Origin of the sequence: Actinomyces massiliensis 4401292 (assembly GCF_000269805.1) — a bacterium.
Lineage (GTDB): Bacteria > Actinomycetota > Actinomycetes > Actinomycetales > Actinomycetaceae > Actinomyces > Actinomyces massiliensis.
The window spans coordinates 55,647-67,941 of record NZ_JH711481.1 but is presented as its reverse complement, the minus strand read 5'-3'; the positions used below and the strand labels follow the sequence as shown (position 1 = coordinate 67,941).

Annotated in this window: 10 protein-coding genes; 4 read left to right on the top strand and 6 right to left on the bottom strand. The window is 70.4% G+C overall.

What is annotated here, in order from left to right:
* Nucleotides 1–33: 33 nt before the first annotated feature.
* The 6 genes from W5W_RS0100315 to W5W_RS0100290 all read right to left on the bottom strand — a co-directional run bounded on the left by W5W_RS0100315 (nucleotide 34) and on the right by W5W_RS0100290 (nucleotide 7,403).
* Nucleotides 34–360: a hypothetical protein gene (locus W5W_RS0100315; protein WP_008733130.1), complete on the bottom strand. Its 327-nt coding sequence runs from the start codon at nucleotides 358–360 to the stop codon at nucleotides 34–36.
* A gap of 327 nt (nucleotides 361–687) precedes the next feature.
* Nucleotides 688–1,737 carry a hypothetical protein gene (locus tag W5W_RS0100310; RefSeq protein WP_154650208.1) on the bottom strand — a complete coding sequence of 350 codons (1,050 nt, stop codon included), beginning with the start codon at nucleotides 1,735–1,737 and terminating at the stop codon, nucleotides 688–690.
* A gap of 220 nt (nucleotides 1,738–1,957) precedes the next feature.
* Nucleotides 1,958–3,163, bottom strand: coding sequence for an App1 family protein (locus W5W_RS0100305; RefSeq protein ID WP_008733149.1), 1,206 nt, complete (start codon nucleotides 3,161–3,163; stop codon nucleotides 1,958–1,960).
* A 29-nt stretch (nucleotides 3,164–3,192) separates the two neighbouring features.
* A complete protein-coding gene (locus W5W_RS0100300) occupies nucleotides 3,193–4,518 on the bottom strand; it encodes a glycosyltransferase 87 family protein (RefSeq protein ID WP_017193874.1) in 1,326 nt (441 codons plus the stop codon).
* Between the two features lie 182 nt (nucleotides 4,519–4,700).
* A complete protein-coding gene (locus W5W_RS0100295; RefSeq protein WP_017193873.1) occupies nucleotides 4,701–5,978 on the bottom strand; it encodes an MFS transporter in 1,278 nt (425 codons plus the stop codon).
* Between the two features lie 177 nt (nucleotides 5,979–6,155).
* Nucleotides 6,156–7,403, bottom strand: a complete 1,248-nt coding sequence (locus W5W_RS0100290) for a variant leucine-rich repeat-containing protein (RefSeq protein ID WP_017193872.1) — start codon at nucleotides 7,401–7,403, stop codon at nucleotides 6,156–6,158.
* Nucleotides 7,404–7,620: 217 nt separating this feature from the next.
* Here W5W_RS0100290 and W5W_RS0100285 point away from each other — a divergent pair, with 217 nt between their 5' ends.
* The 4 genes from W5W_RS0100285 to W5W_RS0100270 all read left to right on the top strand — a co-directional run bounded on the left by W5W_RS0100285 (nucleotide 7,621) and on the right by W5W_RS0100270 (nucleotide 12,141).
* Nucleotides 7,621–8,397, top strand: a complete 777-nt coding sequence (locus tag W5W_RS0100285) for a PP2C family protein-serine/threonine phosphatase (RefSeq protein ID WP_017193871.1) — start codon at nucleotides 7,621–7,623, stop codon at nucleotides 8,395–8,397.
* A gap of 25 nt (nucleotides 8,398–8,422) precedes the next feature.
* Nucleotides 8,423–9,991, top strand: a complete 1,569-nt coding sequence (locus W5W_RS0100280) for a hypothetical protein (protein WP_029573963.1) — start codon at nucleotides 8,423–8,425, stop codon at nucleotides 9,989–9,991.
* 69 nt (nucleotides 9,992–10,060) lie between these two features.
* Nucleotides 10,061–10,894, top strand: coding sequence for an FHA domain-containing protein (locus W5W_RS0100275; RefSeq protein WP_017193869.1), 834 nt, complete (start codon nucleotides 10,061–10,063; stop codon nucleotides 10,892–10,894).
* Between the two features lie 2 nt (nucleotides 10,895–10,896).
* Complete coding sequence (locus W5W_RS0100270) at nucleotides 10,897–12,141, top strand: LmeA family phospholipid-binding protein (RefSeq protein ID WP_017193868.1); 1,245 nt, start codon at nucleotides 10,897–10,899, stop codon at nucleotides 12,139–12,141.
* Nucleotides 12,142–12,295: the final 154 nt, after the last annotated feature.

Sequence of the window (12,295 nt, the reverse complement as noted above, 5' to 3'; positions counted from 1 at the left end):
CTGGCGGCTCTGGGTGCTCCGGGGTGCCTCCCCTCAGTCGATGGGCCGGACCTCGGCGTCGTCGACGCGGACGGCGCGAGCCGGCGAGGACGAGGCGGCGCTGTCGGCCGGGCCGCGGAAGAGGCGGTCCTTGACGGCGTCGGCGACCTTGTCGGTGACGACCTCCCCCTGCTTGCGCATGAATTGGCCGGCCCGGGTGGAGGCGGCGTCGACCTTGTCCTTGACGAAGGGGCGCTCGGCGACCCGCGAGGCGGCGTGGGAGGCGGCGGTTTTCATGCGCTCGTACTGGGCGCGGCCGGCTCGCGTTCCCAGCACGTAGCCGGCTCCCAGGCCGATGATGAAGGGCAGCTTGCTGGCCATGGCGATCTCCTCACGCTGGTGGCGGTACTGGGCCAGAGCCTACTGGGCGCGAAGCGCTCCGGCCCCGGGATGCGGGGGATTTGCGCGGTGGGCGGAGGCGTCATTCGGATGCGAGCGGCTTGCCGTGCCGTGAGTCGGGACGGGTTGCACATGGGAGAGATTAATTGTGTGCCGCCGACATCTTTTTCCGCGGAATGACGGGGTTCTTTCGATGCGACGCTGGAGGCGGGTATGCAAGGTCGTGCAGTGCTCGGCTTGGAGGGCGCTCGGAGGGTGTTCAGAAGGCGCTCAGAAGGCGCTCAGAGGGGCCGCCCAGCGGGCCGCCGGTCATATGAGCGTGGTCCAAGCGGGTGTTGCGGGCCGGGGGCGCTGATCGCAGCAGCCGGGGTAGCGCAGGCCGATGGCGCGCATGCGCACCAGGCTGGCCTTCAGACCGTCGGGGGCGTCCGGGTCGGGGATGATCGTGAGGGAGATCTCGACGTCGCTGGGGCGCTCGCGCTCGGTCCACAGCAGGCAGTCGATCCAGTCGCCGCCGTCCTCGAATGGGGAGGCGAACATGTCCTGGGTGAACTCGTCGGGCACGGCGGTGTAGGTCCCCCCGCCGTAGGTGGTCATGAAGGCGTCCGCCTGCTCCCAGTCCAGACGATTGTCGCTGGTCAGCTCCTCGGCCTGGCCCCAGTCGCGCAGCGAGACGGCGTCGGCGACCGCCCGCACCCGATCCACCACCTGCGGTGGCAGCGCCCGGGTGTACTCGGTGCTCCAGTTCCAGGAGCGGTCGGCCCGTGAGTGCAGCGGCCATCCGGGAGCAGACACCATGCTCCTGCCGGCCAGTCGGAGCTCGCCGTTGGGCCACACTCCCAGGCGCTGCACTTGGATGCGTGCACCCACTGCCGGCCAGTGCTTCCGGTACTCGCCGTCCTCATAGGTCGTGAGGCGCTCGTGAACGCGGCGACCAGACTCGTAGAGCAGGGTCTGCTCGGACAGGACGCCGATCCGGTCCGAGTCCTCCAGTCGCACCAGGATGTCTCGGTCGCGGTGCTCGATGACGCGCCCCAGCTCGATCGGCCCCAGACCGGCGGGCAGCCCCAGTTCCCTGGTCGGGTATCCGCGGGTGAGGCCCGCCAATCGACTCGCTTTGCCCGTGACTCGGATCTGGCCGCGGCCGTCGTCGGGAAACCTGCGTACCCGGATGCGCTCGCCCAGGTCTGGCCAATACTCGAACTGACAGCACGCCGGATCATCGGAGAAGGACATGCTGTCCATGAATACCTCGTCGCCGCTGTCCTCCAGATGCAGGAAGAAGCCGGGCGTGAAAAGGTACTTCGTCACCACCGCCCACTCGACCGGGCCCAATAATAAGTTCTGCTCGCTGTTCATGTCGGCCCTACATTTGCCATGACGAGGGCGCGTCGAGTGCCTCGCCGCGGCTCATTCCCCGGCTTGCGGGGCGGCGTAGGGGTGCCGCACTGCAGCACTGTGCTGAATCGCTGCCATCGCGGACATGGACCGATCTCGGCGCGGAGTACGACCGATCTCGAGCCGGAATTGGACCGATCTCGGCGCGGAGTACGACCGATCTCGGCGAATGCGGCGTCGCTCAGGCCGGCTCCGGATCGGCCGGCAGCGGATCCGGGGGGACCAACTCGGACGGCAGCATGCGGGCCAGCTCGTAGCCGTCTGCGCCGACGACCACGGGCACGTCCGCCTCCGCGAGCGTGCGCGCCTCCGGCCCCAGACCCATGGGATGGGCCAGCTGAGTCCCCGCCAGCACCTGCTCGGTCGGCGTCAGCCGGCGCACTGCCACCGCCGCCACCCGGTCGGAGTGCTCACGGGCCGCCTCCCCGTAGATCAGCGGGTCGTGCTGACCGTCGTCGCCCACCAGGAGCCAGGTCACGTCGGGCAGGTCGATCATGAGGCGGCGCAGCTCGGTGCGCTTGTGCTCGATGCCGGAGCGGAACAGGCCGGTATTGGTCGGTCCCCAGTCGGTCATGAGCATCGGGCCCGCGGGGAAGCCGTGTCGCTTGAAGAAGGACCGGTGAGTGGGCACGACATTCCACGCGCCGGTCGACAGGTAGATGACGGGCGTGCCCGGGTGCGCCCGCTTGATCCGGGTGAGCAGCTCGGCCATGCCCGGAACCGGCTCTCGCGAGGAGGTGTACTTCACCAGCTGGTTCCAGGCCGCCACGAACATGCGCGGCACGTGCGAGACCATGGCCGTGTCGTCGATGTCGGAGACGACGCCCAGGCGCGGCCCGGGCTCCACCACCAGGATCCTGGTGGTGACCGTGCCGGCCCCGGTCGCCTCAATGCGGGCCTCATGCCAGCCGGCCCTCAGGCCGTGACCGCGCACGACGACGTCGATGTAACCGTCCTGGTCCGCCCGCGTGCGCACACTCACCGCCCCGAAGCGGATCGTCACGGGCAGGTAGGGAACGGGGGCGTCGACGAACAGGCGCCACCCGCGCTGGGCCTCCAGGAGGTTGGTGGCGGCCAGCTCGCGCACGTCCCGCACGTCGCGGGCGGTGGTGGGCACCTCCTCGGGAAGGGAGCGGAACAGGGGCCCCTCGGCGGGGGCGTCGTGCGGGCGCAGCACCATGCGGGCGAGTACCCGTGCCATGTCGGAGGGCGCCCTGCCGCCGTCGGATCGCGCATGAACGGAACCGCGGCTCGCAGGGGCGGGGCAGGCCGAGCCGTAGCCGTCGTAGGCGATGACGCGCGGGCGCCAGCCACGCCGCTTGAGCACAGGGATCACGTCCCGGTGGAACTGGTCCTCAACGGCGCGGATGACGTCGAAAAGTGGCACGGGCCGATCTTACGGTCTCGGGGTCCTCGTCAGGCCCGTCGATGCGGATCTCGTGGTGTGCGACGCGTCCCCCCCGCCGTCCACAGTGCGACTCCGGCGGCCAGCGCCCACCAGGTGTAGGAGGAGCCGACGACCGTGGCGATGAAGGGCCAGTTCCGCTCCGCATGGTTCTGCCCCGGGAACCACCACTGCATCGCCAGCGCGAACACGGCCGCGCCCGCCAGCGCAGTGACCGCCAGCGCGGGGGAGTACCAGCGCCATGCGGCCGTCGCCAGGGTCATGAGAATGGGCAGGCACCACACCCAGTGATGAGACCAGGAGATCGGGGAGATCAGCAGGCCCGCCATCATGGCGACGCCCACCTGCGCAGACAGGATGAGACGGTCGTGCGGGGAGGCGCCGTCATTTTTGTTGTCGTGCTGATCCTCTGTATCGCGCGCCATCGCCGTCAATCTGCGCAGCAGCAGCCACGTCCCCAGGCAGACCGCGATGGCGGCCGGCGCCCATACCGGCGTCCACGCCCCCTCGGGCAGCCACCGGGCGATCGCGCCCTTGAGATTCTGGTTGCCCGCGTACTCGGGGAAGCCCGCCCGGGAGGGATCGAGCATGGCGGACAGGAAGAACCGCGCGGACTCGGCGGGGGAGACGATCCAGCACAGGGCCGTGACTCCGATGGCCGTGCCGGTCATGGTCGCCGCGGTCCGCCACTCGCGGCGCGCCAGCAGGACGACGACGGCGATCGCCGGCGTCAGCTTGAAGGCGGCGGCCAGCCCCGCCCCCACGCCGCGCCAGGGCGACTTGGCCGGTACGGCCAACAGATCGACGGCGACCAGCATCATGAGGATCGCATTGACCTGCCCGTACTCCATGGTCTTGTAGATCGGCTCCAGGAAGAGCACGCCGGCCAGCGCGAGCCAGGGCGCCATGGCCTGCGCCGCTCGCCGTCTGGCCCCCAGGGCGAGCGCCGTCGCCCACGCCGTCACCGCGGTGCACACCGGGGTGGCCAGGACCATGAGCACCTGGGCCGTGCGGTCGTCGACCCAGGTCAGGGGGGTCAGCGCCCAGGCCGCGAAGGGCGGATAGGTGAAGGGCCACAGCTGCTCGCGGGGATTGGCCCACCAGTCGTACAGGCTTCCGCCCGCGTGCCACTGGGCGATGCCGTGGTAGTAGATCCATGCGTCGAGCTTGAACGCCGGGATGCCTTCAGCGTTCCACAGCCAGGGGTAGACGCTCGCCAGAAGGGCGGCCCAGCCCAGGGCCTGGGCCGGGCCTGAGATCAGCAGCCGGGCGGTGTTGAAGCGCAGACCGGTCGTCACGTTTCCGGTGCGCTCAGTGCTCTCGGTGCTCTCGTTCATCCGCTGGAGTCTACGGCGCCGCTTCCCCGTGGCCCGGTTCCGCACGCCCTGCCCCGTCGAGATCGACATTCTCGAACGAAGGCGACGGTGTCACCGTCGATCTCATTCGAGAATGTCGATCTCGACGCTGTGTATGCTGTGTATACGCGATATACCCGCCCGACGCCGTGCGCGCGAGTGAATCAGTGGGGCAGACTGGCGTGCGCGTGGGCTCGGCGCAGCACCCGCAGTCCCGCCAGAGTCGCCGCCACGGCGAACCAGGCGCAGACGGCCACCACCAGGTACCCGCCCCGGCTGCCTCCGGTGTCGACCGCGCGCCCGCCCAGCATCGAGCCCAGCGATACTCCGACGTTCAGAGACGTGCTGATCCACGCCAGTCCCTCGGTGAGCTGGGAGGGCGCCACGGTGGCCTGGACGATGTTGTTCCCGGTGGTGATGGTCGGCGCGATCGCCATGCCGGTAGTGGCCATGAGCGCCCCGAGCACCACCAGGCCCGGCGCGAGCGGGAGGAGCGAGGCGCCGATGGCGAGCGTCGTCGTGCCCGCGAGGAACTGCTTCCACAGCGGCCACCTCCAGGAGCGTGATCCGTAGATGAGCGCGGACATGAGGGACCCGACGGACCACGCCGCCAGTAGCGCGCCCGACGCCGACTTGCGCCCCGCTTCGGTGGCGAAGGCCACCGAGGCGACGTCGCTCGCGCCGAACAGGGCCCCGGAGAACAGGAAGGCCACGAGGACGGCGAACGCGGCGCCATGGCTCAGTACCGGCCTGTGGGGCTGGGCGTCGTCGTCCTGGGCGGAACCCTCCTGCGGCTCTCCCGGCGACCCGTCCGGTGCGCCCCCGCGACGGCGCCGCGGGTGGGGCTCGGGCTCGGTTCCGCGCTGGAACAGGAACCACAGCCCGCCGATGAGCTGGAGGCTGAGCGATGCGATCCAACCGCTGGTGACCGGCAGCATTGATGAGGTGCACAGGGCCGTTGTCAGGACCGGGCCGATGATGAGGGCCACCTCGTCGAATGCGGCTTCGAGGGAGAAGGCGGTGTGCACGTCCTCCGGGCGGGTGACGATCGTGGTCCACCGCGATCGCACGAGCGAGCCCATCGAACCGGACAGGCCGCCGGCCAGCGCCGCCAGCGCCATGAGCAGCCATAGATCGGCGTGCGCGCTGGTGGCGAGGATGAGCCCGAACAGGGCCGTTCCCGAGGCCGCCAGCGCCGGCAGCATCACCTTGGACTGTCCGCGCTCGTCCACCAGTCGCGCCAGCGCGGGCGCGCCGAGGGCGGCCGCGACGATGTTGGCCGCGGCGACGGCGCCCGCCGCGGAGTAGCTGCCGTACAGGGCCTGGACGGCGAGGATGGTCGAGATCCCCTGCATCGACATGGGGAAGCGCGCCAGGAGCCCCGCGATGGAGAAGGCGGCCGCGCCGGGAATGCGCAGGATGTGCCCGTAGGTGGAGGACATGAGTCGGTGGCCTGTCTGGTCGGCCGTGGGATGGGCCCACGGAATTAAGCGCGGATAAGCGCGGATAAGCACGGATGAACGCGGAGGACGGCGCCGCTGCCGGGAGCGACGCCGTCGGCGGTCGGCGGGCGCGGGTCCGCGCGGGGCGCGGCGGCGGCCGACCGTGATCAGTCGTGATCAGTTCTGGCCGGTTTGCTGTTTGGTGTTGGACGCTTCGCGGGACAGGGTGAATCCCTGGCCGCTGACCTGGCTCCAGCACTCGATGCCGTTGTCCGCCGACGTGCAGGCGAAGCTGTTGTTCTTCGCGGCCGATCCGTAGGCGAGCTGTGCGCCGGTGCTGGAGAAGGAGGTGCCGCAGCTGCTGGTGGCGGTGCCGTCTTTCTTGACGGTCCAGGTGACCGGCGAGCTGGATGAGTTCTTGCAGGAGGCGTCCGAGGGCGTGAAGCTGTGCTCATTGATCGTGCAGGTGACCGAGTCGTCTGCCAGCGTGCAGCTGATATTGCCACTGGGGGAGCTGAAGGCGCTCATCTCGATGGCGTTGGGCGGAGCGGGGGCGGTGAGCTTCTGACTCGCGCTGGCCGAGGCGCTCGGGGAGGGCGATTCCGATGGGGTCTGGCTCGGCTGCTTGGGCTGCTCGTTCTGCTGGCTGTTTCCCGCCGGGTCATCGTTGGCGGCGGTGTCATCGCCGCCGTCACCGTGGTTGGACAGGACGAACCACACGATCAGAGCGACGACGGCGACGATGGCGATGGCCCCGAGGATCCACAGCCACAGGGTCGGGCGGGGTCCGGCCTCCTCCTCGGCCTGCTCGCCGATGCCGAATAGGCCTTCCGGGGTGGGCCGACCGGCTTGAACGGGCTGGCCTGCCTGGACGGGCTGCTGGTACTGCGGCTGGCCTGCCTGTACGGCTTGGCCGGCTTGGACGGGCTGCTGGTACTGAGTCGCCTGGCCCGCCTGAATGGGCTGCTGGTACTGGGTCGCCTGGCCGGTCTGAACGGCCTGGGTGGGCTGGCCCGCCTGGACAGGCTGCTGGTACTGGGTGGCCTGACCGGTCTGAATGGACTGGGTGACCTGTGCGTACTCCGGCTGGACGGGCTGCTGGCGCTGCGTCTCGACGGCCGACTGCTGCTGGGGCGCGGCCTGCGGGGACTGGGATCCGATCTGCTCGCCGGACAGGACCTGGGTCGATCCGTCTGCGGGCGCGCTGGTCAGGGGCTGCGCGGGACCGTAGCGACGCGCCAGGGCGGCATCAACGGCGGGGTCGCCGAGTGTGCCGAGCCACTCCAGAAGCGCCGGATAAGTACGCGGGTTCGCCGCGATGTAGGGGCGCAGACCCGGGTAATTATTCGCGAGCTCGTGCAGCGTCGCGAGCTCCGCATTGGGGTTGCTCGCCGCGGCGACGAGGTCGTCCTGAGCCTGAGACATGAGGTGAGTCCTCCACAAGTTCGCGGTTCCCGCCGTGTACACCTGGTGCCATATGGATGTTGTTCTTAGGGAGACGGGGCGGGGTGCCGGTGGGTACCGGTCCCCATGAGCCTACCTGAGGTGAGCCGAGTCGTGCCTGTACAGGTATCGTCTGCGCCATTCAAGCGTCGGTCGTGAGCCGGGCCCCGACCGCCGAACCAGTATCGAGGAGACGTCAATGAGCGAGATCCTGGCCACAACCCGGCCGCAGGGCGACGCACTCGTCGTACCCGTCGTCGGTGCGGCCACGGATGTCGGTCGGTTGCGCACCGTCAATGAGGACGGCTACCTCGCCATGGCCCCCGCATTCGTCGTCGTGGACGGCATGGGCGGGCACGCCGCCGGACGCGCCGCCACCCGGGCGGCCCTGAGTGCTCTGGCGCCTCTGGCGGGCGCCGATATCACCGGTGAGCAGGACATTGTCGAGGCCGTGCTCGCGGCCGGCGAGGCGGTCGCCGCCATTCCCTCGCACGCGGCTCACCGCCCCGGGGCCACCGTCGCCGGCGCCGTCCTGGCCCGCCGGCCCGAGTCGCTGACGTGGATCATCTTCAATATCGGCGATTCACGCGTCTATCTTCTGCGTGACGCAGTCCTCACCCAGATGTCCCGCGACCATTCGCAGGTTCAGGCGCTCATCGACGCCGGTCAGCTCACACCGGCTCAGGCCCGCCGCGATCCCAGGAAGAACGTCGTCACCCGGGCGCTGGGGGCCGGCCTGGACCAGGAGGCCGTTCCCGACATCCGCACAGTGGACGCCCAGTGCGGCGACCGGCTGCTCATCTGCTCCGATGGGCTGAGCGACGAGCTCGACGACGAGGCCCTGGCCACTGTTCTCGACGCCGGTATGCGCCCGCAGCACACCGCCGAGGCGGCGGTCGCCGCCGCGCTCGAGGCCGGTGGGCACGACAACACCACCGCTCTGGTCGTCGATCTCGTCCCGGAGTCGGCGCTATGAGTCCGGAGTCGGCGCTATGAGTACTGTGAGCCCCGCGAACCCTGCCAGTACTGCGAGCACGGCGAGCCCTGCGAGCCCTGCGAGCCCTACGAGCCCTGCGAGCCCTACGAGCCCTGCGAGCCCTGCGAGCTCGGCCTCCAGCGGCCCCGAGGGGGCCAAGGGGGCTCCCGAGCGCATTGTCGGGCGCTGGGGCGAGGCGCTGCTGGCTCCGGACGCCCCCTCGGAGGTGGCGCAGGCGGTGCTCGAGTCCCTCGGGGGCCCGACCGGACCGCTGGCTCCGGGCGACCGGCGCGCCTGGGGTCCGGCCGATCTCGCCTGCCCGACGTCCGCCTCCGCCACGACCGCGGACGAGCCCGTGAACACGACTCGGCTCCGACGCCCGGAGGACGCGCCGTCGCCGGTGGTCGCCTCCGAGACGGCGGGGTCCGCCAGGACGTACCAGACTGCGATCCCGCCGACATTTCCTCCGCAGACCACGTTGAATCCGGCATCGGCGCTTCCCGTCGAGCAGTTGCCGCCAGTCCTGCGGCCGAATGCCGATGGCGATACCGATGGCGGTGCGCGGACCGATGCCGCCACGGGACCACTGTCCGCCGGGCCGCCCACGCCCGAGACCGCTGAGTCCTCCGCGTCCCCCGCTCCCAGCTGCGCGAGCGGGGCCGAGACCGGCGTGTGGGTCGATCCCGACGACCTGCCGATGGGCATCGAGCCCGGTAATCCCGGTGGCTCTGGTGATCCCGGTGGCCCCGGCATCGCTGATGCGCTCGCGAATCGCGGGACTCCGGGGGCCGGCCCTGACGGGGCTGATGGCCCTGACGGCCCTGCGGAGTCCGCCTCCGTGCTGTCGGATTTCTTCGCGCGATACCCCGAGCCCGAGCCGGGGTCGGGGCGCCGCCGCCGGCGCGCTGTCGCGGACGCGTCTTCTTCCGATTCTTCTGAATCGACCGTGTCCGGGGCCGCTGAATCGGGTGAGCCCGCCCGCACCGCGGGGGTGGCGGCCGATGGCCTCGACCAGGACCCGTCCCCGGCCTCCTTCACCAGGGCCCTGACGCCTGCGGGTGCGCCGGGTCCTGAGGCCTCGGACCCGTTTCCGTCCTCCTCGAGCGCCACGGGGGCCTTGCCTCAGGAGGCCGTGCCGATCCCGATGGTGACCGCGGCCATCTGCGTCGTGGGCCATGCCAATCCGCCGGACGCCCATGTCTGCCTGTGCTGCCCCGCGCCTCTGAGCGGGCAGTTGATTCCCGTTCCGCGGCCTGTTCTGGCGATGCTCACCCTGTCCACCGGGGTGAGCGTTCCCGTGCGCGGCGACATCGTCATCGGACGCGCGCCGAGCGCGCAGCCCGGTGGCGAGCCCGGCGCCCTTCTTCTGGAGGTGCCCAGTCCCACCCATCTGGTCTCGCGCTCGCACCTGTCGATCACCACGGCGGGGTGGAACGTGCTCACCTGCGACCTGAGCTCCAACAACGGCACGGTGCTCCTGCGCCCCGGGATGCCCGCGGTCCTGCTCGCAGCCGCCCTGCCGACGCCGCTGTACGTGGGAGACTTGTTGGATGTCGGGGACGGCGTCATACTGCGGGTCGAGCCTCCCATCTAGTCTCGCTAGTCTCGGCGCCCGCGCGCACGAAACCCCTCACACCGCTCCTGAACAGTAAGGAGGCTTCACATGAGCGATCTGACCTGGACTGAACGCCCTGAGATCGATCCGGACCGGCCTGACGAGCTGGTCCTCGACTTCTCCGGCGAGGTGCACCGCATCGGCATCGACGAGACCTTCGTCATCGGCCGTGGCGGGGATCTCGACATCGATGACAATCCCTACCTTCACCGCCGCTTTCTCGTGCTGGCGCATGAGGGCGGCCTGTGGTGGATCGCCAATGAGGGCACGCGTCTATCGGCGACGCTGACCGATGGGGACGGGCTGGTGCAGTCCCGGCTCGCTCCGGGGGCGCGCCTGCCCCTGGTCTTCCGGCGCATCATCCTCACCTTCTCTGCGGGGCCCACAACCTACGAGATCGATCTCATCACCGCGGGGGAGGACCATTTCTCGGGGATCGACGGCGTTCACCAGGCCACCGGCCAGACGACCATCGGGGTGACTCCGATGACCAAATCGCAGCTGCTGCTCGTGCTCGCCCTGTCCGAGCCGGTGCTGCGGCGCGCGGGCACCGGCGCCGCCGAGATCCCCTCATCGGCCGCGGCGGCCGCGCGCCTGGGCTGGCCCCTGACCAAGTTCAACCGCAAGCTCGACAATGTCTGCGAGAAGCTCGATCGTGTGGGCGTGCGGGGCCTGCGCGGCGGACGCGCGGGAGGGGCCGCCTCCAACCGCCGCACGGCTCTCGTCGAGCACGCCGTGGCCACCCTCATGGTGACCGCAGAGGATCTGCCCATGCTCGACCAGGAGCACGCCGCCAACAGGGGCGCCGCGCGCGAGGCCGATACGAACACGGCCTCGATCGGGGCCGACAAGCACACCGGTGCAGAGGGCGGACAGGACTGAGCGTGGCGGACGACGACGAGACCGGGGCGGGCGGCGGGACCACCGCCCGCACAGGGGGCTCGGGGCTCTCAGGGCTCCCGGGGGCCTCGGGGCACTGGAAGCCCCTGGGGGCGGGACGCGAGACCCCTGCGGGGCAGCGGTCCTCGAACGCGCCTGTCGAGGGCGCTGCTGTCACTCCGGCGGCTCCGAAGGACGGAGCCCTGCCGGCCGCGGGTGCGCGGGGCCGTCAGGACCTGCCTGAGTCCGATGGGGCGGCCGCGAGCGCCATCACCCCGGATCTCGCCGCCCCCGATGGCGGCTCGGCCGCTCCCATTGTTGAGGAGGCGGCGGAGGCTCCGGAAGTTGCGGGAGCTCCTGAGGCGGCGGAAGTTGCGGGAGCTCCCGAGGCTCCGGATGACGACAGCGACATCGTCCGGGCCGTCGTGGCCAAGCAGCGCGCTCGGGTGCGTCGTCGTCGGCGCCGGGGGCGCGTGATCGTCGTCGTGGTCCTGCTCGTACTCGTGCTCGCGGCGGGGGGAGTCGGCGTGTGCGCCGAGTTCTATGTGCGCTCCCAGATCGCCTCCGCCGTCCGCTCGGCGATGCCGGGCCTGTCCTCCGATGCCGAGGTCACCACCAGGGGCCTCGTCCTGCCCCAGGTTCTCAATGGCGAGCTGGACTCCCTGGAGGTCACCGCCGCCGAGCTGGATCTGCCCTCCGCGGGCGGCGCCGACGGGCAGGACTCGGCCGACGGGGACGACGACGCGGAGCAGGGCGGTCTGGAGCTGCTCGGCGTCGACGTCGCCCTGACGGCGATCGGCCTGTCGGATCCCTTCCCCGCGGGCAGCATGGACGCCACGGCCTCGGTCGGGTGGGACCAGCTCACCACCATGGTCGAGGCCGCGAAGCCCAGCGCGCCGGCCCTGAGCGTGCAGGCGGGTGACCTGGGAACCGCCGACGACCCCGGAACCATGATCGCCTCCACCAAGGTGTTCGGGATCGATGCGTCCATGACGATCGCACCGGCGGTCGCCGATGATGGGGGACTGCTCTTGACTGTTACATCAGTCACGATTCGCGGAACCGAGCTCGACGTCAACTCCACCTTCTACGGCCGTCCCGTTCTGTCCTATCTCGGATTGGAGACGCCCGAGATCTCGATCGGCGCCGACAAACTGCCGCAGGGATTGAGTCTGGACAGGGTCTCGGTGACCGATACGGGGCTGAGCCTGACCCTGTCCGGCTCCGACGTCGAGCTGGCCAACCTCTGACGCCATCTGCCCCCATCTGCCGCCCGATTCTCCAGTTTTCCAACCAGTTCCAGCCGGCCCCGGACCGCCCGCCGGTCAGCCTCTGATCAGGCTCCGGCTAGGCTTTGGTCAGGCTTTGGCCAGGCTCTGGTCGGGCCATGAGCCGGGGGTGTCG

Coding starts and splice junctions, on each gene's coding strand:
- W5W_RS0100315 (WP_008733130.1), bottom strand. CDS start 360: ATGGCCAGCAAGCTGCCCTTCATCATCGGCCTGGGAGCCGGCTACGTG.
- W5W_RS0100310 (WP_154650208.1), bottom strand. CDS start 1,737: ATGAACAGCGAGCAGAACTTATTATTGGGCCCGGTCGAGTGGGCGGTG.
- W5W_RS0100300 (WP_017193874.1), bottom strand. CDS start 4,518: ATGAACGAGAGCACCGAGAGCACTGAGCGCACCGGAAACGTGACGACC.
- W5W_RS0100295 (WP_017193873.1), bottom strand. CDS start 5,978: ATGTCCTCCACCTACGGGCACATCCTGCGCATTCCCGGCGCGGCCGCC.
- W5W_RS0100290 (WP_017193872.1), bottom strand. CDS start 7,403: ATGTCTCAGGCTCAGGACGACCTCGTCGCCGCGGCGAGCAACCCCAAT.
- W5W_RS0100285 (WP_017193871.1), top strand. CDS start 7,621: ATGAGCGAGATCCTGGCCACAACCCGGCCGCAGGGCGACGCACTCGTC.
- W5W_RS0100275 (WP_017193869.1), top strand. CDS start 10,061: ATGAGCGATCTGACCTGGACTGAACGCCCTGAGATCGATCCGGACCGG.